The organism is Hoylesella pleuritidis (assembly GCF_963541955.1).
Classification (GTDB): domain Bacteria; phylum Bacteroidota; class Bacteroidia; order Bacteroidales; family Bacteroidaceae; genus Prevotella; species Prevotella pleuritidis.
The window spans coordinates 153,748-178,378 of sequence record NZ_CAUTUT010000003.1 but is presented as its reverse complement, the minus strand read 5'-3'; the positions used below and the strand labels follow the sequence as shown (position 1 = coordinate 178,378).

Genomic DNA, 24,631 nt, shown 5'->3' with positions numbered 1-24,631 from the left:
CCTAGACCCACTGATTAAGAGTCAGTTGCTCTACCAGCTGAGCTAAGGGCGCTCAATTCATTACAAACAAGGACTACTCCTTAAATTTGCGAGTGCAAAGGTAGGTGTTTTTCAGCAAACAGCCAAACATTTTCTTGTTTTTTTCTGATAACAGCATTTAAAAGAATCCCTATTATGATCTGATATTATAAGACATTTAAGAACATAAAATATAAAAAGATCATTACTAACCATTCTTATTATATTGTTTTTTGCTAAATTTGCAGATTTAAGATAACGACAGAAAAGAAAAAGATGGATTTCAAGTTAACATCACAATATTCTCCCACAGGCGATCAACCCGAAGCCATACGACAATTGACAAATGGTATTAAAAACGGTGATCGAGCACAAGTGTTACTTGGAGTGACTGGCTCAGGAAAAACTTTCACTGTGGCAAACGTGATCAATAATATTAACAAACCAACGCTCATCCTCAGTCATAACAAGACATTGGCTGCTCAACTCTATGAAGAAATGAAAAGTTTCTTTCCTGAGAATGCAGTGGAATATTATGTTTCTTATTATGATTATTACCAGCCCGAAGCTTATCTACCCACGACCGACACATATATTGAAAAGGATTTGGCTATCAACGATGATATAGATAAATTGAGGTTAGGCGCCGTTTCTGCTCTGCTTTCAGGTCGGAAAGACATCATCGTTGTCTCGTCCGTCTCGTGCATTTACGGTATGGGTGGCCCTATTGCGATGCAGAATAGTATCATTTTTATCAAAAAAGGCTTGAGATTAGATCGTAATGAGTTTCTACGAAAGCTCGTCGATGCCCTTTATATGCGTAACGATGTGGATCTGCAACGCGGTAACTTTCGAGTGAAAGGCGACACCGTAGATATCGCAATGGCATACAGTGACAATATTCTCCGCGTGACTTGGTGGGATGATGAAATCGATTCTATCGAAGAGGTAGACAATATAACTTATCACCGAGTAACCGCGTTCGAAGAATATCAGATATATCCGGCCAACCTTTTCGTCACATCCAAGGAGCAAACAGAATGTGCTATTCGACTGATTCAAGATGACTTGGTAAAGCAAGTGGCATATTTTAACGATTTGGGAGATGCTGTCAAGGCGCAGAGAATCAAAGAGCGTGTGGAGTATGATATGGAAATGGTCAAAGAATTGGGACACTGTGCAGGAATTGAGAATTATTCTCGTTATTTCGATGGGCGCGAAGTCGGACAACGCCCCTATTGTTTGCTCGATTTTTTTCCTAAGGATTATCTCCTTGTTGTAGATGAAAGCCACGTCAGCATTCCTCAGATCAGTGCGATGTATGGCGGCGATAGAGCTCGGAAACAGAATCTTGTAGAATACGGATTTCGTCTTCCTGCTGCATTTGATAATCGTCCGCTGCGTTTTGAAGAGTTCGATCAGATGGTCAATCAAGTGATTTATGTATCGGCGACTCCCGCAGACTATGAATTGCAAGAAGCTGGTGGCATTGTCGTCGAACAGATCATTCGTCCCACAGGACTGCTCGACCCAAAGATAGAAGTGCGTCCAAGCGACAATCAGATCGATGATCTGATGAATGAGATTGTTGAGCGATGTCAAAAGAAAGAACGCGTTTTGGTCACGACATTGACCAAAAGAATGGCCGAAGAACTAACCGAATACTTACTCGAACACGATGTACGAGCCAACTATATCCACAGTGATGTAGCCACGCTTGACCGAGTGCAAATAATGGCCGACCTCCGAGCCGGTGTGTTTGACGTACTTGTAGGTGTCAATTTACTCAGAGAAGGACTCGATTTGCCCGAAGTATCACTTGTAGCCATACTCGATGCAGATAAGGAGGGCTTTCTACGCAGTCATCGTTCACTTACACAGACAGTAGGGCGAGCGGCCCGTAACGTAAACGGGAAAGTCATTATGTATGCTGACAACATTACAGAGAGTATGCGGAAAACAATTGATGAAACCGAAAGAAGGCGATCGATCCAACTGAAATACAACGAAGACCATCATATTACTCCCCGACAGATTGTAAAAGAAATCAAAGGCACTCTGACGATTAACCGGAAAGTCGGACAGGAACCGACTGCTTATCCATCATACATATATATGGATACTGATACAGCCGCATTCGCCGCAGATCCCATTGTTCAACGAATGACAAGATCGCAATTAGAAAAGAGTATTGCCGATACGACTGTTCTGATGAAACAGGCAGCCAAGAATCTCGATTTCTTACAGGCTGCTCAATACCGCGATGAAATCATCCGTTTGCAAGCACAACTCGATTTGAAATAACGTTAAATATTGAATAATCACACACTGATAAGACTTTATTTCGTAATTTTGCCTACATAAACATTTACAAAGTATCGATTTATGAAGAAAATAATTATCTTCTTGTTGACGCTCTTACCCTTGTCAACTTTCGCACAAGATGTATGGGAAAGGCCACAAGATACTAAGCAAGAAGTAAAAAAAACGAAACAGAATGAATTCAATCAGGATGATGCCAAATATCTTACTGGCACTGTTCCCGAGATAGACGGTAAAGTTGTTTTTTCACTTGACCTAAATCTTCCCGGACGGAGCGCACAAGATATCTATGAACGGGTTTATACACTGCTTGACAGAATGGCGAAAGAGGAGAACCAATTTAAGGGAAGCGGGATTACACTCATCAATAAACGCGATCATATCATTGCTGCACATTATAAGGAGTGGCTCATCTTTACCAATAACTTCATCTCTCTTGACCGAACAGAATTGAGTTACACGATTATTGCCAAATGTGCAGACAATCATCTGCACCTCACATTGAGCCGGATCAGCTACTCATACGAAAAGAATCGGAATACAGGATTTGACACCACAGCCGAGAAGTGGATTACAGATGCTGTCGCACTCAATAAACGTAAGACTCGACTATCCAAAGGTTCAGCCAAGTTTCGTCGTAAAACGATTGACCGTAAAGACAAAATCTTTTCGGCAATCACCAACGCTTTAAAATAAAACAATACTTATGGCAAAGAATAATCTTCAATTATCGGGCAATCAAGATAAGTTTCTGAAAATACGAAATGTCCTGAATATCATCTTTATGGCAGGTGCCATCGTGGGCATTTTACTCTATTTCTATACTGATCGGACAGTCGGCACAATTACCATTCTTGCTGCAATGGTGTTCAAGATGATTGAAAGTATTTTACGATTTTTCCATTAATGAATAAGACCTTCATATCGGTACTTTTCTCGTTCGTAGCTTTTCATCCTGTGATGAAAGCGCAAACGGATTTCAACCAAATTGATAACGGTGGCCGAATAACGACATCCGATCAACGCCGCAATACAACCGACTCGCTGGGTAGTGATAAAGAAATACCTATCGGTATCAAAGTCTGGACTGTGGATACGCGTTTCGGCGACCGAAGACCTGCCCAAGTAGACACGCTCTCACATATGTTTATGAATACAATATTCACTTCCGGACTCAGAGGAGAATATAATACAACAGGCAATCTCGGTTCGCCACGTATCAATCGCATATTCATCGACCGACGTGAAAGTGGACAATTCATATTCACACATCCTTATAGCTTTTTCATTACACCGACAGACAAGTTTCAATTCACCAATACACTATCGCCATTTACCAATATATCATACGACAACTGTGGCGACCGCACAAACGGCGAAGACCATCTTACAGCCAAATTCGGTGTGAATGCCGGTAAGAGAATTGGTGCCGGATTCAAGTTTGACTATCTTTACGGCCGCGGATATTACCAAAATCAGAGTACGGCTCACTTCAATTACTCTATGTATGGTTATTATCTCGGCGACCGCTATCAGGCACATCTTCTGATCTCTACCAATCACCAAAAAGTTGCGGAGAACGGAGGCATCACTAATGACAATTATATTACACATCCCGAAAGTTTCAACGAAGACTTCCAAACATCTGAAATCCCGACAGTATTGAGTCAGAACTGGAATCGGAACGATAACCAGCACGCGTTTTTCACACAACGCTATAGTTTCGGTTTTAACAGAAAAGTGAAAATGACCGACGAAGAAATCAAGGCCAAGAAATTTGCGATGGAAGCGCAAAGAGACCAAGAAAAGCGTAAAAGTAAAGAGAAGGCGGAGAAAGAAGCAAAACGAAGCGGTAAGAAATTCGACGAAAAAAGCTTCACAGAAAAGAAGACTTTCAGTGGTCGACCGGACGGAGCCACTATTGCAGGAGCCGAACCTATGGACTCGACTGTACAAAAAAGTAACCGCATTGCAGTAAGAAGCAAGGCTGCGGCAGACAGTCTTCTGACCGTGGAAAAGAAACAACGTGAAGACACATTGTGGCTGAAAGACGAGTATGTACCCGTCACCAGCTTCATCCATACTTTGAAGTTAGACAATTATCGCCGAATTTACACAGCCTATGCCACACCAAGCAAATTCTATGCGAATACTTATCGTAGTATTGGAAAGTTCTCCGGAGATTCCCTCTACGATAAGACCAATCATTATCGCATACAAAACACTTTTGCTATCTCCCTGCTCGAAGGTTTCAATAAATGGGCAAAGGCGGGACTGAAGGCCTTTATCACGAGTGATTTCCGCCATTTCACACTCCCCGATTCTATCCAAGCCACCACGGCATATAATGAGCATAATTTAAGTATCGGTGGTCAGTTAAGTAAGACAGAGGGCCGAACACTTCACTATAATTTATTGGCCGAGACTTGGTTGACGGGCGAAGATGCCGGACAAATGAAAATCGATGCTACGGCCGATGTCAATTTTCCCCTCTTCGGCGATACGGTAACACTGGCGGCAGGAGCATTCCTCCACCGACTGAATCCCACTTTCTACTATCGCCACTACCACGCACGCCATTATTGGTGGGACGACGGTAATCTGAATAAAATTATCCATTCCCGCATCGAGGGACTTTTCAGCTATCGCAAAACGCGCACCACATTGCGTGTAGCCGTAGACGGAATCAAAAACTACACGTATTTCAGTGGAGCTTACACCATTACCTCCACTTTCGGGCGTACCGGAAACACTGTCAGTCCGATGCAAAACAACGATATGATCAGTCTTATCACAGCCTCGCTCGGTCAAGATATCACTCTCGGTCCTTTCAATTGGGAAAACCTTATCACCTATCAGAAGTCGACCAAAGAAGATGTTCTCCCAGTTCCGCGCATCAACATCTACACCAATCTCTATCTGCGATTCAAGATAGCGAAAGTTTTGCACTGCGACTTCGGTGCTGATATGCGCTTCTTCACCAAGTACTATGCCCCCGATTACAGTCCAGCTTTGGGACAGTTCGTTATTCAGACAGGCAACAATAAGACTGAAGTGGGCAATTACCCAATCGTGAATGTTTACGCCAATTTCCATTTAAAGCGTACTCGATTCTTTGTAATGATGAGTCATATTAATGCGGGATTGGGCAATCAGAACTATTTTCTCACCCCCCACTACCCTCTTAACGACCGTGTATTTCGTTTCGGTCTGAGCTGGAATTTCTTCAATTAACGTAAGTTTGACAACAAATTTCTCTTCGAAAAAAGACTTCTCATTGACAGACATCCCATTTACAGCAGAAGGCCGATGGATACGAGAAGTCCGTAGATAAAAATATTGCGGGCAGTTTCGCCGAGAATTCCGTTCAAGGCATGCCCCTCGTTGATTCGAACCATCTTTTGATACGTTTTTAGATGCAATAAAAGGTAGATCAGCGGAAGCAATGCGCCCCACAAACTATCGACTGCCATAAACACAAAACTCATCAGATAAGCGGCAACACCCAAGTAAGAATAAAGCCGTCGTGTAAGAGCAGGACCGAGTACAACGGCCAGAGTTCGTTTACCGGCCCGCCGATCGCCGGCAAGATCACGGTAGTTATTGACCACCAAGAGGGCGTCTATAACGATTCCGCAAGCCAGTGCCGCGATAAAAACCTCCCAAGTAACCGGTTGAGAACCTGTCGGCATTTCGAGATAGTAAGTTAATGTGACCGGTACAATACCGAAAAACAGCAGAACAAGGACATCGCCCATCGCAACGTAAGACAAATGTGTGGTATAAAGGAAACAGAACACAACGCATAGCAGACCAAAGACAACCATCCAAACACCCCCCCACGCAATGAGCGGAGCTCCCACCAGACAAGCCAAAACAGTAGCAACGGTAATACCTCGACGCATTGCCCCGACGGTAATCCAACCTTGCGAGCAAGCCCGTTTCGGGCCCAAACGAGTTTCATCATCATTATGTCGGACGAAATCAAAATAATCATTGATGAAGTTAGCATCGATCTGCATAATGAAAGCGAATAAAAAACACAAAACAACCGGCATCGCATTGATTTGCCATACCGAATCTCGCAGAGCCAGTGCCGTAGCAATCATCACCGGAACAGCTGCTCCCGTAAGTGTTTTGGGGCGTGAGGCCAGCACCCAAGCCTTTACCGAGTTCGTCTCGACAACATTATCATTCATATCTCCGTTCTATTTTCTTGCAAAGTTACGGATAAAACATTATTTTTGCAAACAAAACGAAACGCAATGATGCCTACCCCCGATGTCACACTCGATTTGATGGAGTTTGTCGAACAAAACATACTTCCCCGCTACGCAGCCTTTGACAAGGCACACCGACTACCCCACATTACGCGTATAATTCGGCGTGCACTGGAATTGGCGAAGAAGATCGGAGCCGACTGCAATATGACCTACGTTGCCGCCGCCTACCACGATCTGGGGCTCGCCGGACCACGAGCCGTACATCACCTCACAAGTGGTAAGATTCTCGGAGCCGATGCCCGACTGCGCAGGTGGTTCACGTCTCAGCAAATCAAGATAATGAAAGAAGCCGTAGAAGACCATCGGGCATCGGCCTCGCACGCTCCGAGAAACATCTACGGAAAGATCATTGCCGAAGCCAACCGCGACTTAGAGCCCGACGTCGTGTTTCGTCGCACGATAGAATACGGTTTAGACCGCTATCCCGAAAAGAATAAAGAGGCGCAATGGAAGCGTTTTGTCAGCCATCTGGAAAACAAGTATTCCACCCACGGATACGTCCGGTTATGGATTCCGAATTCTCCGAATGAGGCGAACCTCAAAAAGATTCGTGAAATCATTAACGACAAAACACTGCTGCGGGAGAGATTCGAACAGATATACGAAAGCGCCCCCGCTGCTGACCCGCTCATCTGCCCATGAGTGAGAGCGGAGCACCACACAATCTACCCCCTATCTTTCAGTTTATTTTTACCTGTCCGGCCATCTGCAAGAGCAAACAACACTGCCTATCGGTCAGACTTTTCATCATTTGAGTCCGATATAAGTATGCAAATATGCGATAGAAAAAGGACGAATTTCCGGCAAAAAAACGACATTGAAAGGAAACTTCTAACACCTTGTAAATAAGCAATTTACAAAAATTATCGGACAATCCAGGAAAAGTCATCCCAACGTCTTGTAGAAAAGTACTATCGTTTCATCAAAAAAGTACTATCGTTTTAGGTAAAAGGTACTATCGTTTTTACGAAAAGGTACTATCGTTTTTTATGAAAGATAGTATCGGGTTAAAATAAAAGTACTCCCATTTGTTTGGAAAAGCAAAAACTTTTCGTTATCTTTGTGGCAGACACTTGGGGGGAAGGTTCTGCGAAGAGTACAGATAACGTTGCCCCGTGGTCTGTAAACAAACTAAATTTTTATCATTATGGACTATTCGTTGAATAAACGGAAAATGAGTGTAGGCCCGTTGAAAGGCAAGGAAGTGTTTGTGGCAAGCCCTGTTTGCCAGAAACAGCGTGTGTCGTTCGAGAAACTCTGCGAACGGATGGCAGAAGACAGCACCGTGGGCGATGCCGACGTGGCTGCCGTGTTTTACAAGTTTCGCAAGGTGCTGAGCCAGCTTTGTTCGCAAGGCTTCATCGTCGATGCCGGTCCGCTGGGTACATTTCGCCCCACGTTCACCTCGAAATCTGTGGAGAAAGAGGAAGACTTCAAGCCGGTGGATTGCATCTCGAAGACACAGATTCTCTTCACGCCTACGCAGGAATTCCGCCAGTTGAAGAATGTTGAATTCTTCCGCGTAGCAAAGCAGGGGAAGAAGAAACCCAAACCGAAGCCTTGAAAACGCAGTGAGGGAAACCGATTGAACGGCGCGCGGCCGAGAGAAAGCACGGCGCGGCTTGCGGTCGGGTCTCAAAGCGTAAGGCTGAATTCGAGAAAGAGTGTATTGAAAACGCTTGTTATTCTGTCTGCAAAGGTCATACTTTGCGGCGAATAACAAGCGTTTTGAGGTTGAAGCGGAAGTCTGCACCATTGTTGGCAGTTCGCTCAAGGCTGAATCGTAATCCGTTCTGTTCCGACGAATCGGCGTTTTTTTATTTGCGAACGGATATATCTCAGGACTTGTCTTGCAGACTTTTATTCGGCTTTTCCGAAGGTGAGTCCGTACATCCGGTAAATGTCCGTCAGGCGACTGAGGCGCTGCTTGAAGGCGTCATAATTCTTCTTGTCTGACGGAATCCATTGTATTTCCGAGATGGCTGCCATACGCGGGAGCACCTGGTATTCTATCAATTCTTTGCAGGTTACATACTCTGTCCACAGGTTGGCCTGTACGCCGAAGATGTGTTTCTTAGCTGCATCACTGAGATTGTCGGGCACGGGCTCGAACGAATATACTTTGCTCAAGGGCAGATAACCGCCGATCAACAGTGGCTCGTTCCTCTGTTCTTTCGCTTGATAGTAGTCGAAATAGGCATAAGTTGTGGGCGACATAATCACGTCGTGCCCCATTTCTGATGCTTTCAGACCGCCGTCCATTCCTCTCCACGACATAATCGTGGCGCTTTTGTCTACATTCCCTTCGAGAATCTCATCCCAACCAATCATTTTACGTCCCTTGCTGTTGAGGTATTTCTCTACTCGTGTCATAAAATAGCCTTGCAATTTATCCTCTGCCGACATCTTTCCGTCGGCCGTAATATGCTCGTCTTTGATGCGCTGTTGACATCTGGGACAGGTCTTCCAGCGGGTCTTCGGGGCTTCGTCTCCCCCAAGATGGATGTATTCCGAGGGGAAGATATCTAATAATTCGTCGAGCACGTTGTTTACGAAGTCGAATGTTTGATCGTTGCCGGCACAAAGAATGTCGTCGAACACGCCCCATAACGGACTCACTTCATACGGACCTCCGGTACATCCCAATCGGGGATAAGCAGCCAACGCACCCAGCATATGGCCCGGCATATCGATTTCGGGGATGACGGTGATGTAGCGCTCCTTGGCGTAACGAACGATTTCGCGGGCTTCATCTTGTGTATAATATCCGCCATAAGGCGTATTGTCGAATACGGTTGAATTGCGCCCCAGCACAGTTTTCTTACGCACCGAACCTATTTTCGTCAATTCGGGATACTTCTTTATCTCTATACGCCAACCTTGGTCCTCGGTGAGATGCCAATGGAATACATTCATATTGTGCAGCGCGAGCAAGTCTATATACTCTTTCACAACATCCACGGGGAAATAATGGCGCGCACAGTCTAACATCATTCCGCGGTAAGAAAAACGCGGCGTATCAGTAATTATGACGGCAGGCAACGAAACATTTGCCGCATTCTGAATAAGGGGTAACGACTTTCTGAGGGTCTGAATACCGTAAAATACACCACGAGAGGTAGCTCCGGAAAGGTTGACAGCTTTCTTGCTGACAATCAATTTGTAGGATTCGTTTCCTGATACCTTTTTGTCCAATGCCAGAATAATGTCTGCACATTTGCTGCGCCCTTTTGTCGACAAGCTTAACGAGAGTCCCGTAGACTCTTTGACATATTCTGCCAGAAACTCGGCATTTCGCTTCATCTCGGCATTTCCGTCGGGATAAATAATTTTCGTGCCAGCGGAAAGTACAAATGCTTCTCCCTTCTGCATCGCAATCGAACGAGGCTGTGGTACGACATTATAATCTGCCGCACTTTCCGCGGCATTCACCGGCATAAAGAACATTGTTCCCACGAATGCCGAAAACAAATTAAATAAACACTTCATACGATATGTTATATAGTTTAAAAATTATTTTTTTCAAAGTTAGCACTTTGTATTGAACTATTGGGATTGGTGAAATGAAATTTAATAATATTTCACGTTATTACCTGTGATAATGGATTTTTCCCTTCCGAATATTTGGTATATTGGCAGAAATGCTCTATCTTTGCATAAGAAATAAGGAGATCACATAGGGTTGTATCGATTCGATCGGGATACTCATCAAATAAAATCGAAAAACCGAGAATGCTTCTTTTGCTAATGGCGGGCCACAAACAACCTTCGGGGACAAGCTGTAAAGCCGGTGGATTACAAAGGCGGAGAGCTCTCAAATCTTAATTACTCGGAGTTTCATCACATCATCGGTATGACCCTTTTTACAAAACGGCAGACAAGTTCTGCCGTTTTCAGCTTTCAAACATTCATTTTCAATAACTATGTTTTCTGGTATTATCGAAGAAATGGCTACTATCGTGGCTATCCATAAAGAAAAAGAGAATATTGATTTCAGTTTGAGGTGTACGTTCACCGACCAACTGAAAATCGATCAAAGCGTAAGTCATAACGGTGTTTGCCTGACCGTGGTAAGAATAGAGGATGATGTCTACACAGTCACGGCAATGAAAGAAACACTCGATCGCTCGAATCTTGGGTTGCTCCGAATTGGCGATCGAGTAAATATTGAGCGTTCGATGCCAATGAACGGACGCTTAGACGGACATATCGTGCAAGGACACGTGGACGAGACAGCCGTCTGCACAAAAATGGAAGATGCCGATGGCTCAACCTATTTCACGTTTGAATATCCCTTTGATAAGGAAATGGCACAACGCGGATATTTCACTGTTGACAAGGGTTCGGTCACGATTAACGGTGTATCTCTCACGGTCTGTAATCCTACGGAAAATACAGTTACGGTTGCCATTATTCCTTACACACGAGAGAACACCAACTTTTGTGATATGCAGATAGGTTCGGTGGTTAATTTAGAGTTTGATATTTTGGGAAAATATATCGCCCGTCTGCAAAGTTTCAACAACTAAGACAACAAACAAGGATGATTTCGAGGATTCGGAATCATCCTTGTTCCATATCATTATAAACCTCCCGGAATACAAACATTTGTTAAGAAACGGCGGGCTTGATAAACTTTTCACAACGATTTCAAGTCTAAGCAATAAACTGATCTTCGGTGTGCCGGAGTTTGTCAATCACTAAACGAAACAATTTATGAAGAAATCTCGAATCATCACAATTGCCACGCTGTTGTTTGCTTTCCTCCCGGCAGCAAGCCAAGCTAAACAATGGACTTTGAGAGATTGTATCGACTACGCGATGCGTAACAACATTACCATTCAGAAAAACCGACTTTCCAAACGAAGTGCCGAGGAAGACGTGTGGCAATCGCGAGCTGCACTGTTGCCTTCGTTGAACGCCACCACTTCGCAATCGGTTACTTATCGACCGTGGCCCAAGACAGGCAGTTCGACCGTTGCAGGAGGCTATGTGCAGTCGAGCATCGACAAGGTTTACTATAACGGCAGTTATGGTGTCAACGCCAATTGGACGGTATGGAACGGGAATCAAAACCGGAATACGGTCAAGAGAAATAAGCTCTTAGCTGACCAGGCTGAGCTCGACTCGGCTATAACGGCCAATTCGATTCAGGAGCAAATCGCCCAGTTCTATGTGCAGATTCTCTATTCCACGGATGCCATCGCGGTAAACCGACAGAGTTTGGAGACAAGTAAGAAGAACGAAGAACGCGGACAAGAAATGCTGGCTGTGGGAAAAATGAGTCGGGCTGACTTGGCCCAACTCACCTCGCAGCGCGCACAAGACGAGTATAATATTGTGGCCGCCGAAAGCAGTCTGCGAAACTACAAACGCCAGCTGAAGCAACTTTTGCAAATCACCGATGATGAAAACTTCGAAGTGGTCATTCCGACAGCTACCGATGAGATGGCCTTGCAGGAGGTCCCTGCATTGAACAACGTTTATATGACAGCTTTGGCCCAGCGACCAGAAATCAAGAATAGTCGATTGGCCATTGAGAGCAGTGGTCTTGATATCAAGATAGCTAAAGCTCAAGGACTACCTACCATTAGTATGAATGCAGGTGTGGGCACCAACACCACATCAATGAGCAACACGGTATGGGGCACGCAGCTCAAGACCAACTTCGATGTGATGGGAGGCGTGACGGTGAGTGTTCCAATTTTCGACAACCGCTCGAAGAAAACGGCTATCAACAAGGCGGTAATCCGGCAGCAGAATAGTCTGCTCGACCTGCGCGACAAGCAGACACAACTCTATTCTAACATCGAGAACTATTGGCTCGAAGCTACGACTAATCAGAATAAGTTCCGAGCTTCACAGGCGAGTGTAGCCAGTGCGCAAGAGAGTTATGAGCTGTTGAGCGAGCAATTCCGTTTGGGATTGAAGAATATTGTCGAGTTGATGACCGGAAAAAACAATCTGCTCACGGCGCAACAAAACAAGCTGCAAAGCAAATATCTCACGATATTGAATATCGACTTACTGAAATTCTATCAAACGGGCGAACTGAAGTAAGAATCACCCGTAGCAGCCTGAAATGTAGTGGCCAAGTAGTTGGGCCACTACGAGACGGTGAAAAGAAGCGGTAAGGAATATTATATTTGGTTTCATACGAGGATTCGCGGCGAATCTTAAACATTCTGACCCATATACTTGCGCATTTAAAGATATTTAATTAACTTTGCAACCAATTATGACGACATACTGTGTGCAAAATAATAAAGGTATGATGCCGATACAGGAAAACAGTGATTTTTCCGTAAACTTCTCGGCTGCTTCTTTGGGAGGTCCACATATTTTGCTACCACACCCTCCCACACACACCCACAGGCGCATCGCCGCTAACCTCTTTCCAAAACGTTTTTACGCGCGTGTGCGTGAAGCGCCGTGCATATCCATAAACAAAGGGAGCCCGAGAGTTCTCTTTGCTGGCTTTTTTGTGCCTCTTCAAAAATCTATAAGAAGGAAAATAAGATAAAGATAAACCCGTAAAATTAGTTATAAGATGAACAAAAAACACTTAATGAAGCAGGCTTATAGTAAACCTGAATTCAAAGTTATTAACATTGAACCTGACACCCATCTGTTGGAAAGCTCCTTGCAAGGCGATCACAATCCGGCCGATGATGATGAAGTGTTGAATGCTAAGCCTTATGATTCCTTCGAGGAGGAAACCTCGAAGAATCTTTGGGAAGAGTAGAAATAGAAAGTTACAAAGAGAATAGAGAATTAAAAAGAAATGAAGAAAATGAAGACAAGCATTTTTTCTGTATTAACCATAGCTACCATACTATCTACTGCCTGTTCCAATTATGACACGATGCAAAATGATAAAGAACAGGATTTTGATATAAAAGGATTGACTGAATTTGCCGTTGGTGATAACAATGCCACCCGAACTTCGGGTGAATATACGGGAACAGGCATAAAATTCTATTGGACAGAGGGCGATGAACTCTGGATAGCCGACGGTGGATTGACTAAAAGTATCAAGAGCGATATCACCGGAAAGACGGAAACAGCTAAGTTTTATTTTACAGGCACTTATACTGCCAATAGCTACCCTGTTCGTTACACGGGCGGTAATGCCGGCGACAAGGTGACGATCAAAGCTATACAAAAGCAAGAACAACCTAACGACGGATCGCATATCGGCAAAGATGGCGACTGTGGAACAGGTACGGCCACAAAGAGCGGAGGACGGTATAAATTCCGGCTCAGTCACAAAGCGTCATACATCACCTTTGTGCCTTACTACAGCCACGGATTTGCAGAAGATGTAAAAGTAACCCAAATCAAAGTAACTGCCGATAAGGCCATAGCAGGTACTTACAATTTCGACGATACAGGACTTCAGACCTCTACTGCGACAAACATTTCCAAGCGCATTACGCTTATACTCAAAAATGGCAATGACGATGGTTTTGAAATACCGAAAAGCGAAACCGTCTACAAGAATGCTGCCATTATGGTATTATCTCCCGGCACGTACAATGATTTCACGGTGGAATACACGCTCTACGACCAAAAGACTCACGTAAAAGGGACTGTTACTAAGAATTACGGCACGCGCACTTTCAATGTCGGAAAGAACAAGAAAGTAGCCTACGATTTGGCCGTTCCACATTACGGACAGGAGTATTACCTATGGGACGCCATTAACCATTGTTGGAAAGGCCACGAAACCGGACAACCCAAATTTAACAACGAAAGCAATAAAGCTGAATACCCCAAATCAGCAGATATCGATCGTTGGTTTAATGACAATGTTGGTTACCCGGAGTCAGCTTCTCGCAGTTGCAAAGATTGTCCCAACGTGAACGAGATGCACTGGTATGTTAAGAACGGAGACCCTCATTGGGATGGCACGACAATATGGGAAACAATGGGACACCTATACCAAGGTGGTGTATGGTTTAAGAAAAAGAGCGAGATAGTCGGATTCAGCTCCACTCAAGCTCCAGACAATAAAGATTACACCACAAATTCAGAGGAAGCCGAGATAAATAATAATTCTGTCAAGAAAGGTAAACCGACAGTCTCGAGCAATTATTTTTATCTTCCAACGTTAGGTTGTTATTCAAGCGGAGGTGCTCTTCTTTACGTAGGAGTATATGGAGAATATTGGTCGAAAACACCCAGCCATAAGGAATCTAAGCACCAACGCTTTTCATATTACTTAGCATTAGATGAAAACAGTGTAGGGGTGAGCAGTGAAGACCGTTTCAAGGCATTCAAAGTATGGACCGCCCAATAGTCCTTGTCTTTTGTAAGAACCATAGTTTCCTGTTACTCCAAAAGGAGCGACAGACATTCTCTCAAAACTATCTTCGACAAGATATGGTCTTCGAAAGAGAATGATACGAAATCAACCCCAGGGGTAGACATTGGTCTACCCCTGGGGTACACTTCAGTCTACCCTAAGGATACACACCTGCCAACCCTTAGGGATAGCATTAGGCTTCCCTAAGGAAACGAGAAAGAGAGCCCCCGAGGCACGCTCTTACCGCCAGCATCATCAAAACACCTAAAAGTCTGCGTCTGTCTCGACATCTGTGCAAAGCAACTCATTCGTCAAGTACCCAACATTCATCGGCAGGACTATATGCGAATCCCTCAAAATTAAAATCGAATAAGTCATCAGGCTGTGCACATCGATTGGTTATCAGATGTCGAGCCATTGCTCCGCGACACATCTTGGCATATACTACCACGGTTTTCAATCTCCCTCCCCGACGCACCACAAACTCTGGATGAATTACCCGAATGGCTTTCTCTACTTTACGCCAATCGAATAATCGCTTCATTTCTGCGCTAGCTAAATTGATTAAAATACCGTCATCGGCTTGCACAGATTCGATGAGAACATCGGTGAGAAGCGGTTTCCAATAATCGAACATACTACAATCATTCTCCGGTAACACGACGTTTCCCTCCAAACGATAAGTCTTGATTTCATCGAATGGTCTGAGCAGACCATATAAAAAGGAAGTAATCCAAAGGTGTTGTTGGGCAAATTCTGCATCGGTATTGCTGAATTCATCAGGCTTTAAATACTTATACGCAATGCCGGTATATGACAATACCGCGGCGAGTCGCTGATTCGGATTGAGAAAATCGGTATATCTCAACTTATTGAGTGTTGCAATTTGCATATTGCATCTCAACATTTGTTGCAGTTCTTCACTTGAATAATCCATCAACTGTACGGCATTCTCCTCTGCCTCACGTTGAAATCTCGGAAGGGTACGATACCTCGGAGCAATTTCGCTCTCTGTTGTCATATCCTTTGCACATGCCAGTAATATCTGCATAACTTTGCATTAAAATAAATTTATCGCCGACCTTTATTCATCGAAACAGGGAGACATCTCCGAAGATGTCTCCCTGTTTTACGAGCCTCTTGTCGGATTCGAACCAACGACCCCGAGATTACAAATCACGTGCTCTGGCCAACTGAGCTAAAGAGGCGGGGTGGGTGAGCTACTTACATCGCGCCGCTACAACCAACTACCTTTGCTACGTTCCCGTCCTGGAGGATTCGAAGGGAGCTGGCCGTGCAAGACTCACCCGTATTGCGACCGCAAAGGTAGTCAAAAAAGTTCAGACAGGAAAATGAATCAAATGAAACTTCCGCCTTTTAACACTTATTTGAATGAAGATCGTATTTGGGTGATTGTCGTTCTGTTCTTTATTCTTCTATGATTCCAATTTCGAGAAACTTTTTGACAAGTTCTTCTACATCTTTGCGGGCCTCTGCTTCGCTGACATCATAATGTGTCGTGAGGAGACAAACAAGATCTTCAATGGTAAAATCCTTATCACTAATCTGTTCCCAAAGGAATGCCGAAGTATCATTCATTGTGATAATGTTACTGAAATCAATGTTTTCTTCGCCTTCGGCTACAATAACTTGTCTACCGCAAATGGTGCGGAGATTGAATCCTTTTTTTGCTTTCATATTCTAAATGGGTTTGAAAAATCTAAGCCAAATCTGTCGGTAAACTGCCAAAAGATAACGCCGGATTGGATAGAGGAAAGTCCACAGCCACGAATAAAGCAACCATTTGAAACTGTTGGTCTTGTCAATTTTCTTCCGACTTTTACGGTAGAAACCAATAGCAAAACCTTTGATATCCTCTTTTCGACAGTGCTCTTCAAGGATATTGCCGTCACCTCGCAAGATAACATTATTATCTTCTACCTTAATAATTCTGTGAAGGACATAATGTCCGGGAGTTATTTCAGCTAATACGACATCACCTTTTCGAATGTCTTTGGCCTTAGTGAGCAAAGCCTTATCTCGATCGTTCTCCAAAAACGGCCGCATACTGAATCCTCTGAGGTTGATAGTAACCGTATGACCTTCATCCATCAATCGAACAACCTCGGGCAAGATTTCGGTGTTAGAGAAATGTATCTTTTTTACTTCGCTATGGTCTTGTTGCATAAGATGGCAGCCTCTTTATTGGGTAAACAGTGTAATGTGTAGATAGCTGTGGTCTCGACGATTCGGGTAATGGTGTCACACGCTCTGTTGAAAATGTCCGAATCCCATTTCATTGATGAACAGGAAGGAAGCAATGAAGTAAATGCCTCGATGGGAGAAAGCCTGTCTATACGATTCTCCGGAGCCCGATCAATTCGTGTGATGGCGCCTAATCGCGCTTTTACATTACGATAACAGGGAGTTTTTCCGCTCCACGGGCTTCCATAAATATATGGTTCGCCATCAACAATACGTATGATCGGGTTGTCGTCATTCATCAAATCGCAACCTGGGATATAACGGAGCCAGAGACTGACGTGTGTGCTTTTTCCTGTCCCGCTCTTGGCATTAAAAGCATAGCCATATCCGTTTTGTCTAACAAGAGAAGCGTGGATGAGCAGCGTTTGATGAAAACTTCCACCAAAGGAAAATATCATCATCAGTGCATTCTGTAAGCCGAAGCAACGCATATTATAATTGCCCCAAAGTTTGCAAGTACAGTCTGAAAAGTCCTTATTGGTCTGTAACAAACAGCAAATCTTCCCTTCAAGATCTTTGATGATATATTGATAACCGCCATTATTGAGTCGGTCAACAATCGTATCGCCGTTACCTGTATCGAAAGCACGAATTCTTTTACAATGCTCTTCGGAAACTTCAGTCAACGTATCATTAACAACAAGCTGAAAAAACAAATCTTTCGGTTCATTTAAGACCCTGAAAGGCTCGAAAGAAGGTAGTAAATCCACATTATCAATTGCGGTATCCTGAAAAACAATGCGGATATATAAATCCGCTATACAATAGTAATTAGTACTGTTATTTGCCATTTTCGTTTTGCTTCCTACAAACAAATAAAGATCAAATCTGCCTCAATCGATTTCTGTTGCAAATATAGTGCTGATGGTCTGTAACCTATCATTCCCATCTTATTTGCCCAAAACGGCATCCTGGATTTCATCATCCGTAGGGCTTACGGCTTGAAATCGGAAATCGGAAACATTGATATATTTGACATCAAAACGGCCTTTATCCGTATATTTTTTACGCATTGCGAGAAACTTCTTTTCGATATCTCTACGCTTTTCCTTGTACACGATAATACAAGTACGATGTTGCAACCCTTTATCAGACAAATAATCACGCAATTGATTTGCATAACTTTCTCTACCATAAAGAAAGTGCGACTTATCACTTACGTATGCTGTCTTAATAGATTGAATATCGGTGAAGTAAACGGTTGAGTCATTAAAAGACATCGAAACCCCATAAGCATATATTATTGCTTGTTTATTCTTGGCCGACATATTTGAAAATGTCAACAGCGTGCAAACGAAAAATGCTATCAGAAAATGTTTGTTCAATCTCATTTTACCTTAATTGTATCTTTATATTATGTATGATTCTATTGTCCGAGATAAGATTTCAGCATCTTATTTTTGGTGTTATGTCTGAGCCGTCGGATAGCTTTTTCTTTGATTTGTCGTACCCTTTCACGGGTAAGTCCATACTTATCACCGATTTCTTCAAGTGTCATTTCCGGCTGATTGATACCGAAAAAGGCTTCAATGATGTTTCGTTCGCGTTCGTTCAGCACATTCAAGGCACTCGAAATTTCAGCACGGAGCGACTCCATCACCAATTCATTGTCAGCCATCGGCGAATCCGCATTGGGCAAGACATCCAAAAGACTGTTATCTTCACCTTCAATAAAAGGAGCATCTACGGAAATGTGTTTACTGGGTGCTTTCATCGCATCCACGATTTTGTCTTCCGGCAAATCCACTTTATCGGCAATTTCATCAACACTTGGCCGCCGTTCGTTTTCCTGTTCAAACTTATTCAGAATGCGGTTGATTCTATTGACCGACCCTACTTGATTCAAAGGAAGCCGTACTATACGGCTCTGCTCGGCAATGGCTTGCAGAATACTCTGTCTGATCCACCATACGGCATAGGATATAAATTTAAATCCACGCGTTTCATCAAACTTTTCCGCGGCTTTGATAAGTCCCAGATTGCCTTCATTGATGAGGTCGGGTAAACTCAGTCCTTGATTTTGATACTGCTTTGCAACAGACACCACGAATCGTAAATTAGCTTTGGTCAATCGTTCAAGAGCCTCCTTATCTCCTTTCTTAATACGTTGAGCCAATTCCACTTCTTCTTCAATCGAGATGAGCTCTTCGTGTCCTATCTCTTGAAGATACTTGTCGAGTGATGCACTTTCTCGATTAGTGATTGATTTCGTGATTTTCAGTTGTCTCATTAAGTTCTACTTATTTATGCCTGATGCAAATTTAATGGTTTTCCTGCACTTCTGCAAATATTTTATAGTTTATTTGAGAAAATGACTCCGAAATATCCATATTGTACAAGCGTTTCAATGGAATAAGGAGTTCGATAGGGCCTCTCTGCTACTGTAAGCAAATGAGTCATACCGAACTCCTGATGGCTTTATACGGTCATTATTTATTCAAGCGGAACAGCGAAGTAGCCTTTCTTGCCCGTAGGATAAATTCCTTGAATATATAATACCGGATCTTTGCTTGTCGATGCGTCTTTCACCAACTGTTGCATAGCATCTATCGACTTCACCGGCGTATCATTGACTTTCTGGATAATGAATCCTTTGTTGATACCAGCAGTCTTCAATTTCCCGTTATTTACTTTGATAACTTCCAATCCGAAACTGATATTCAGCTGTTTTTTCAAAGTTTCCGGCACCTCACGGAAGTTACCTCCGAGAACATCTAAATCTGCTTTCTTGACAATATTCGTATTACCTTGCTCATTTTTTAAGGTAATAGTAGTCGTCTTCTTTATCTTGTTGTGCAGGTAAGTGAGTGTCAACTTATCACCCGGACGTTTGTTCGCGAGAATAGCAGACAGCTCGCCGAACTTGGTAATCTTCTTTCCATCAACAGAAACTATGACATCTCCCTCCTTGATTCCGGCTGCTTGTGCACCGCTCTCTTCCGAAACCTTAGCCACATAAACACCTTCCATTGTGCCGAGATCGATTTCTTTACCCTTGTTTTTCTGTTCATCGATATAGTTCTTTACATCGCCGCCTTGAATTCCGATAAATGCACGCTGAACAGTTCCGTAAGTTTTAAGATCGGAAACCACTTTATTCATAATAGCAGTAGGGATTGCAAAGCCGTAGCCGCTGTACGAACCTGTCTCCGAATAAAGCATTGCATTGATTCCGATAAGTTCACCGCGTGTGTTGACCAATGCCCCGCCGGAATTGCCTCGATTAATAGCAGCATCGGTCTGAATGAATGATTCCACGCCGTTTGCATACAGAGTACGAGCTTTCGCACTGACAATACCCGCCGTAACAGTATTAGTCAGGTTGAAAGGATTACCTATGGCAAGTACCCATTCGCCCACTTTCAGATCGTCGCTGTTACCTATTGATACGGCAGGAAAGTTTTTTCCCTCAACCTTAATCAATGCCAAATCTGTGGTTTTATCTGTTCCGATAATTCGAGCAGAATATTCTTTATTATCGTTTGTCGTCACAGTAAGTTCGTCGGCACCATCAACCACGTGATTATTTGTAACGATATATCCGTCGGAAGAAATTATGACGCCCGACCCGGAGCCTTGTTGCTTAGGCGTACGAACTTGCCTTTTCTGCGTACCTCCATTGCCTTGATTCGGACTCCCAAAGAAACCGAACGGATCACCAAAGAAGTCGCTGAATGGATCTGTTTGTACATCGACTGTTTGCACCTTGCTATTGCGAGTGTTCAATATATGCACTACGCTTGGCAAAGCTTTCTCTGCAGCATAAGTTAAATCAACAGGCTGCCCTGCCGGAACAGTTGCTGCCGCCGCGTTGGCTTTGACAAAAGCCCCCGCCGAAAATGCAACGGCAATGACACACATTGCTGAAAGCAAATACTTTGAATACTTTTTCATTGTCTTGTTATTTTGTTTAAATATCTTCTCTATCTGCATTGAAGCGATGAGTAGGGACACTCCCTTGTTCGCAACACTTGCAAATATAAGAGCAAAAAACGGATTTCTGCCAATCTGTCTTATTTCTTTATTCCATTTTAACACTCGAATTTAACATCTTAACGGCTCTTAATGGAGTGCTTGTCAACTTTTTACATTCGTTTAATGCCGACTATTGACAAGTTTGTCAGCTGTCAATTCTATAAGATTTTTCCGAACGATGAAGCACACAAAACAGTCATTTTATAATCTGTTGATAATCAGAGATTTCTCCATTTAAATTCATCCCATCTGCAAAAAGCTGTTTCTCAGCTTGCAAGTAACAATTAATCATCGTGTAACTAACGGTTAATTGTCACTCGTTTAATTGTTAATCGCCTTATGTTTAGCCGTTAATTGAAACATACGTCATATCTTATTGATTATCAGCAGTATATGACCATATTATAATTTATTATGAGCGGATGCCCGCAATGTCCTTATTCACCTCAGCATCGTGCGTGATTCTGAGGACAAGAAAATAGGCTCGGGCATAGTTTTCTTTAAAGAATGTTTCAAATTCTCTCATTATTCTAATATCGACTTATCACAATTCGACTATGTAAAATAGACAAAAGATAGCGAAAACGAATGTGTCGAGGTGAAAAAACAAGAAATAGAGGAGACCTTTCAGATTAATTTCGTACTTTTGCAACCATAATCAAGATGACAGTAAATAGTTATGAACGTTTTAGAATTAAGTGAGCAGGAGATTGTCAGACGGCAGAGTCTGCAACAACTGCGGGCTATGGGCATCGACCCCTACCCTGCCGCAGAGTATCCGACAAATGCTTTCTCTACCGATATAAAGGCTGATTTTAATGAGAATGATAAGCGAGAAGTATGCATTGCGGGTCGACTGATGAGTCGGCGGGTAATGGGTAAGGCCTCGTTTGCCGAGATTCAAGACTCGAAAGGACGTATTCAGGTTTATGTCTCGCGCGACGACGTTTGCCCGGGCGAAGATAAAGAGCTTTATAATACGGTATTCAAGAGACTGCTTGACATCGGCGACTTTATCGGGGTGATCGGTTTCGTTTTCCGAACACAAACAGGTGAGATTTCGGTTCACGCTCAGACACTTACACTTTTGAGCAAATCGCTCAAGCCGTTGCCCATTGTCAAATACAAAGACGGGGTTGCTTACGACAAGTTTGATGATCCTGAGTTGCGTTATCGGCAACGTTATGTCGACTTAGTTGTCAATGATGGCGTGAAGGAAACATTTCTTCAACGGGCCACGGTGATACGAACAATGCGGCAGGTTTTGGACAATGCGGGGTACACCGAGGTAGAAACACCCACGTTGCAAGCCATTGCCGGCGGTGCAAGTGCACGTCCGTTCATAACCCATTTCAATGCACTCGATGTTGATATGTATATGCGCATCGCCACCGAATTGTATTTAAAGCGCCTCATTGTAGGTGGTTTCGAAGGCGTGTATGAGATTGGAAAAAACTTCCGCAACGAGGGAATGGACCGCAATCATAATCCGGAGTTCACGTGTATGGAACTGTATGTGCAGTATAAGGACTACAACTGGATGATGGATTTCACCGAGAAACTGCTCGAAACGATTTGCATTGCCGTGAACGGAAAGCCCGAACGCGAAATCGACGGTCATATCATAAGTTTTAAAGCACCATATCGCCGGTTGTCGATATTAGATGCCATCAAAGAGAAAACGGGTTACGACCTGGACGGAAAAGATGAAAATGAAATCCGCGAAATTTGCAAACAGCTCAAAATAGAGGTCGACGAGACGATGGGTAAAGGTAAGTTGATCGACGAGATATTCGGCGAGTTTTGCGAAGGAACATTCATTCAGCCTACGTTTATCACCGACTACCCTGTCGAGATGTCACCGCTCACAAAGATGCACCGCTCTAAACCGGGTCTTACCGAGCGTTTCGAGTTGATGGTGAATGGTAAAGAGTTGGCCAATGCTTACTCAGAACTCAACGATCCGATTGATCAAGAGGAACGATTTAAGGAGCAAATGCGACTCGCCGACAAGGGAGATGACGAGGCAATGATTATCGATCAAGATTTCCTTCGCGCCTTGCAATATGGTATGCCACCCACTTCGGGTATCGGAATTGGTATAGATCGGCTCGTAATGTTAATGACTGGCAAGACCTATATACAAGAAGTCTTGTTCTTCCCACAGATGCGTCCCGAAAAGAAAATGCCCAAGAGTTCGGTTGAAGAATGGGCAGCCATCGGCGTTCCCGAGGCTTGGGTACCCGTATTTAACAAAGCCGGATACAATCTAATCAGTGATATTCGATCCGCACAAGCACAAAAACTCCAGATGGATGTGTGTGGAATCAACAAGAAATATAAGTTAGGCTATGATAATCCGAGCGTGAATGATTTCCAGACGTGGATTGATCGAGCCAACGAAAAGGTAAAGAAGTGAAGCGATGGAAAGGTGAAGGGTGAAAAGATAAAGTTATGTTCAACTGCGGAAAAATAGCGATCATCGGCGGCGGTAGCTGGGCAACGGCCATTGCTAAGATTGTGGTGAGTCACACGCATCACATCGGTTGGTATATGCGTAGAGATGACCGGATCGACGATTTTCGACGACTGGGGCACAATCCGGCGTATCTGATGAGCGTACATTTCAATACTGATGAGCTATTTTTTAGTAATGATATTAACAAAATCGTACAAGCCTACGATACGTTGGTGTTTGTTACACCCTCGCCTTACCTTAAAAACCACCTCAAAAAACTGAAAACACGTATCCACGATAAGTTTATCGTAACCGCGATCAAAGGTATCGTGCCCGACGAAAACTTAGTTTGCTCAGAGTATTTTCATCAGATTTACGACGTTCCTTACAACAATTTGGCGTGTATTGGCGGTCCATCTCACGCCGAAGAGGTGGCACTCGAACGGCTTTCTTACCTTACCGTGGGCTGTTGCGATGAAGAAAAAGCCCGTGCTTTTACGCAAATTATTCAGAGCAATTTCATTAAAACCAAAACGGGCAGTGATGTTGTCGGTATCGAATATTCGTCCGTTTTAAAGAATGTTTACGCCATTGCCGCCGGAATTTGCAGTGGATTGAAATACGGCGATAACTTTCAAGCCGTGTTGATGGCCAATGCCGTGCAGGAGATGTCACGTTTTATGCAAGCTGTCCGACCGTTGGAACGCAGTGTGTTTGACAGCGTTTACTTAGGCGATTTGCTTGTAACGGGCTACTCGAACTTCTCTCGCAACCGCACGTTCGGCACAATGATCGGTAAAGGTTACAGTGTGAAGAGTGCACAAATCGAAATGGAAATGATTGCAGAAGGCTATTTCGGAACGAAGTGTATGAAAGAAATCAATCGCCACTTACACGTCAATATGCCCATTCTTGATGCCGTTTACAACATCCTCTACGAAAAAATTGCACCCCAAATTGAGATAAAACTCCTCACCGACTCATTCCGATAAGTCGGTCAAT

At 43.6% G+C, this 24,631-nt stretch carries 22 protein-coding genes and 1 tRNA gene; 12 read left to right on the top strand and 11 right to left on the bottom strand.

Annotated features, from left to right (window positions below):
* Positions 1 to 294 precede the first annotated feature (294 nt).
* The 4 genes from uvrB to RWY97_RS02235 all read left to right on the top strand — a co-directional run bounded on the left by uvrB (position 295) and on the right by RWY97_RS02235 (position 5,574).
* Positions 295 to 2,322: an excinuclease ABC subunit UvrB gene (uvrB, locus tag RWY97_RS02250; RefSeq protein ID WP_315565275.1), complete on the top strand. Its 2,028-nt coding sequence runs from the start codon at positions 295 to 297 to the stop codon at positions 2,320 to 2,322.
* Between the two features lie 81 nt (positions 2,323 to 2,403).
* Entirely contained in the window at positions 2,404 to 3,036 is a 633-nt protein-coding gene (locus RWY97_RS02245; RefSeq protein WP_315565273.1) for a DUF4468 domain-containing protein, read from the top strand.
* 10 nt (positions 3,037 to 3,046) lie between these two features.
* A complete protein-coding gene (locus RWY97_RS02240) occupies positions 3,047 to 3,247 on the top strand; it encodes a hypothetical protein (protein ID WP_273177741.1) in 201 nt (66 codons plus the stop codon).
* A complete protein-coding gene (locus RWY97_RS02235) occupies positions 3,247 to 5,574 on the top strand; it encodes a putative porin (protein WP_315565271.1) in 2,328 nt (775 codons plus the stop codon). Before RWY97_RS02240 ends, RWY97_RS02235 begins: the two co-directional genes overlap by 1 nt.
* Positions 5,575 to 5,633: 59 nt before the next feature.
* On the opposite strand, the gene menA is transcribed toward RWY97_RS02235, so the two are convergent.
* Entirely contained in the window at positions 5,634 to 6,539 is a 906-nt protein-coding gene (gene menA, locus RWY97_RS02230; protein ID WP_315565269.1) for a 1,4-dihydroxy-2-naphthoate octaprenyltransferase, read from the bottom strand.
* 69 nt (positions 6,540 to 6,608) lie between these two features.
* Between menA and RWY97_RS02225 the strand changes: the two genes are divergently transcribed.
* Positions 6,609 to 7,265 carry an HD domain-containing protein gene (locus RWY97_RS02225; RefSeq protein ID WP_315565282.1) on the top strand — a complete coding sequence of 219 codons (657 nt, stop codon included), beginning with the start codon at positions 6,609 to 6,611 and terminating at the stop codon, positions 7,263 to 7,265.
* A gap of 505 nt (positions 7,266 to 7,770) precedes the next feature.
* Positions 7,771 to 8,187 (top strand): HU family DNA-binding protein, encoded by a 417-nt coding sequence (locus RWY97_RS02220; protein ID WP_024991284.1) that lies wholly within the window; start codon positions 7,771 to 7,773, stop codon positions 8,185 to 8,187.
* A 296-nt stretch (positions 8,188 to 8,483) separates the two neighbouring features.
* Here RWY97_RS02220 and RWY97_RS02215 read toward each other — a convergent pair whose 3' ends face one another.
* Positions 8,484 to 10,112: a beta-N-acetylhexosaminidase gene (locus RWY97_RS02215; RefSeq protein WP_021584339.1), complete on the bottom strand. Its 1,629-nt coding sequence runs from the start codon at positions 10,110 to 10,112 to the stop codon at positions 8,484 to 8,486.
* Positions 10,113 to 10,546: 434 nt separating this feature from the next.
* Between RWY97_RS02215 and RWY97_RS02210 the strand changes: the two genes are divergently transcribed.
* Together RWY97_RS02210 and RWY97_RS02205 are read left to right on the top strand one after the other, a co-directional pair.
* Entirely contained in the window at positions 10,547 to 11,152 is a 606-nt protein-coding gene (locus RWY97_RS02210) for a riboflavin synthase (RefSeq protein WP_021584347.1), read from the top strand.
* Positions 11,153 to 11,339: 187 nt separating this feature from the next.
* Positions 11,340 to 12,683 (top strand): TolC family protein, encoded by a 1,344-nt coding sequence (locus RWY97_RS02205; RefSeq protein WP_315565265.1) that lies wholly within the window; start codon positions 11,340 to 11,342, stop codon positions 12,681 to 12,683.
* Between the two features lie 286 nt (positions 12,684 to 12,969).
* Here RWY97_RS02205 and RWY97_RS02200 read toward each other — a convergent pair whose 3' ends face one another.
* Positions 12,970 to 13,119, bottom strand: coding sequence for a hypothetical protein (locus RWY97_RS02200; RefSeq protein WP_315565263.1), 150 nt, complete (start codon positions 13,117 to 13,119; stop codon positions 12,970 to 12,972).
* Positions 13,120 to 13,173: 54 nt separating this feature from the next.
* Here RWY97_RS02200 and RWY97_RS02195 point away from each other — a divergent pair, with 54 nt between their 5' ends.
* Together RWY97_RS02195 and RWY97_RS02190 are read left to right on the top strand one after the other, a co-directional pair.
* Positions 13,174 to 13,368 carry a hypothetical protein gene (locus RWY97_RS02195; RefSeq protein ID WP_315565261.1) on the top strand — a complete coding sequence of 65 codons (195 nt, stop codon included), beginning with the start codon at positions 13,174 to 13,176 and terminating at the stop codon, positions 13,366 to 13,368.
* A gap of 39 nt (positions 13,369 to 13,407) precedes the next feature.
* Positions 13,408 to 14,925 (top strand): hypothetical protein, encoded by a 1,518-nt coding sequence (locus tag RWY97_RS02190; RefSeq protein WP_315565260.1) that lies wholly within the window; start codon positions 13,408 to 13,410, stop codon positions 14,923 to 14,925.
* Between the two features lie 310 nt (positions 14,926 to 15,235).
* Here RWY97_RS02190 and RWY97_RS02185 read toward each other — a convergent pair whose 3' ends face one another.
* From RWY97_RS02185 to RWY97_RS02145, 8 genes are all read right to left on the bottom strand, one after another.
* Positions 15,236 to 15,982, bottom strand: a complete 747-nt coding sequence (locus RWY97_RS02185) for a YaaA family protein (protein WP_315565259.1) — start codon at positions 15,980 to 15,982, stop codon at positions 15,236 to 15,238.
* 83 nt (positions 15,983 to 16,065) lie between these two features.
* Positions 16,066 to 16,139 (bottom strand) — tRNA-Thr (locus tag RWY97_RS02180).
* 220 nt (positions 16,140 to 16,359) lie between these two features.
* Positions 16,360 to 16,629, bottom strand: coding sequence for a PqqD family protein (locus RWY97_RS02170; protein ID WP_315565258.1), 270 nt, complete (start codon positions 16,627 to 16,629; stop codon positions 16,360 to 16,362).
* 3 nt (positions 16,630 to 16,632) lie between these two features.
* Positions 16,633 to 17,118 carry a S24/S26 family peptidase gene (locus RWY97_RS02165; protein ID WP_315565257.1) on the bottom strand — a complete coding sequence of 162 codons (486 nt, stop codon included), beginning with the start codon at positions 17,116 to 17,118 and terminating at the stop codon, positions 16,633 to 16,635.
* Positions 17,094 to 17,987: a hypothetical protein gene (locus RWY97_RS02160; protein WP_273177027.1), complete on the bottom strand. Its 894-nt coding sequence runs from the start codon at positions 17,985 to 17,987 to the stop codon at positions 17,094 to 17,096. Before RWY97_RS02160 ends, RWY97_RS02165 begins: the two co-directional genes overlap by 25 nt.
* Positions 17,988 to 18,086: 99 nt before the next feature.
* Positions 18,087 to 18,527 carry a hypothetical protein gene (locus tag RWY97_RS02155; RefSeq protein WP_024991277.1) on the bottom strand — a complete coding sequence of 147 codons (441 nt, stop codon included), beginning with the start codon at positions 18,525 to 18,527 and terminating at the stop codon, positions 18,087 to 18,089.
* Positions 18,528 to 18,562: 35 nt separating this feature from the next.
* Entirely contained in the window at positions 18,563 to 19,426 is an 864-nt protein-coding gene (locus tag RWY97_RS02150) for a sigma-70 family RNA polymerase sigma factor (protein WP_024991276.1), read from the bottom strand.
* A gap of 203 nt (positions 19,427 to 19,629) precedes the next feature.
* Complete coding sequence (locus tag RWY97_RS02145) at positions 19,630 to 21,090, bottom strand: Do family serine endopeptidase (protein WP_315565256.1); 1,461 nt, start codon at positions 21,088 to 21,090, stop codon at positions 19,630 to 19,632.
* Between the two features lie 760 nt (positions 21,091 to 21,850).
* Here RWY97_RS02145 and lysS point away from each other — a divergent pair.
* Positions 21,851 to 23,590: a lysine--tRNA ligase gene (lysS, locus tag RWY97_RS02140; protein WP_315565254.1), complete on the top strand. Its 1,740-nt coding sequence runs from the start codon at positions 21,851 to 21,853 to the stop codon at positions 23,588 to 23,590.
* Between the two features lie 35 nt (positions 23,591 to 23,625).
* Positions 23,626 to 24,621 carry an NAD(P)H-dependent glycerol-3-phosphate dehydrogenase gene (locus RWY97_RS02135; RefSeq protein ID WP_315565252.1) on the top strand — a complete coding sequence of 332 codons (996 nt, stop codon included), beginning with the start codon at positions 23,626 to 23,628 and terminating at the stop codon, positions 24,619 to 24,621.
* Positions 24,622 to 24,631 lie beyond the last annotated feature (10 nt).

Excerpts from the sequence above, each read along its gene's own strand:
- uvrB (WP_315565275.1), top strand. The coding sequence starts at position 295 with ATGGATTTCAAGTTAACATCACAATATTCTCCCACAGGCGATCAACCC.
- RWY97_RS02245 (WP_315565273.1), top strand. The coding sequence starts at position 2,404 with ATGAAGAAAATAATTATCTTCTTGTTGACGCTCTTACCCTTGTCAACT.
- RWY97_RS02240 (WP_273177741.1), top strand. The coding sequence starts at position 3,047 with ATGGCAAAGAATAATCTTCAATTATCGGGCAATCAAGATAAGTTTCTG.
- RWY97_RS02235 (WP_315565271.1), top strand. The coding sequence starts at position 3,247 with ATGAATAAGACCTTCATATCGGTACTTTTCTCGTTCGTAGCTTTTCAT.
- menA (WP_315565269.1), bottom strand. The coding sequence starts at position 6,539 with ATGAATGATAATGTTGTCGAGACGAACTCGGTAAAGGCTTGGGTGCTG.
- RWY97_RS02225 (WP_315565282.1), top strand. The coding sequence starts at position 6,609 with ATGCCTACCCCCGATGTCACACTCGATTTGATGGAGTTTGTCGAACAA.
- RWY97_RS02220 (WP_024991284.1), top strand. The coding sequence starts at position 7,771 with ATGGACTATTCGTTGAATAAACGGAAAATGAGTGTAGGCCCGTTGAAA.
- RWY97_RS02215 (WP_021584339.1), bottom strand. The coding sequence starts at position 10,112 with ATGAAGTGTTTATTTAATTTGTTTTCGGCATTCGTGGGAACAATGTTC.
- RWY97_RS02210 (WP_021584347.1), top strand. The coding sequence starts at position 10,547 with ATGTTTTCTGGTATTATCGAAGAAATGGCTACTATCGTGGCTATCCAT.
- RWY97_RS02205 (WP_315565265.1), top strand. The coding sequence starts at position 11,340 with ATGAAGAAATCTCGAATCATCACAATTGCCACGCTGTTGTTTGCTTTC.
- RWY97_RS02195 (WP_315565261.1), top strand. The coding sequence starts at position 13,174 with ATGAACAAAAAACACTTAATGAAGCAGGCTTATAGTAAACCTGAATTC.
- RWY97_RS02190 (WP_315565260.1), top strand. The coding sequence starts at position 13,408 with ATGAAGAAAATGAAGACAAGCATTTTTTCTGTATTAACCATAGCTACC.
- RWY97_RS02185 (WP_315565259.1), bottom strand. The coding sequence starts at position 15,982 with ATGCAGATATTACTGGCATGTGCAAAGGATATGACAACAGAGAGCGAA.
- RWY97_RS02170 (WP_315565258.1), bottom strand. The coding sequence starts at position 16,629 with ATGAAAGCAAAAAAAGGATTCAATCTCCGCACCATTTGCGGTAGACAA.
- RWY97_RS02165 (WP_315565257.1), bottom strand. The coding sequence starts at position 17,118 with ATGCAACAAGACCATAGCGAAGTAAAAAAGATACATTTCTCTAACACC.
- RWY97_RS02160 (WP_273177027.1), bottom strand. The coding sequence starts at position 17,987 with ATGGCAAATAACAGTACTAATTACTATTGTATAGCGGATTTATATATC.
- RWY97_RS02155 (WP_024991277.1), bottom strand. The coding sequence starts at position 18,527 with ATGAGATTGAACAAACATTTTCTGATAGCATTTTTCGTTTGCACGCTG.
- RWY97_RS02150 (WP_024991276.1), bottom strand. The coding sequence starts at position 19,426 with ATGAGACAACTGAAAATCACGAAATCAATCACTAATCGAGAAAGTGCA.
- RWY97_RS02145 (WP_315565256.1), bottom strand. The coding sequence starts at position 21,090 with ATGAAAAAGTATTCAAAGTATTTGCTTTCAGCAATGTGTGTCATTGCC.
- lysS (WP_315565254.1), top strand. The coding sequence starts at position 21,851 with ATGAACGTTTTAGAATTAAGTGAGCAGGAGATTGTCAGACGGCAGAGT.
- RWY97_RS02135 (WP_315565252.1), top strand. The coding sequence starts at position 23,626 with ATGTTCAACTGCGGAAAAATAGCGATCATCGGCGGCGGTAGCTGGGCA.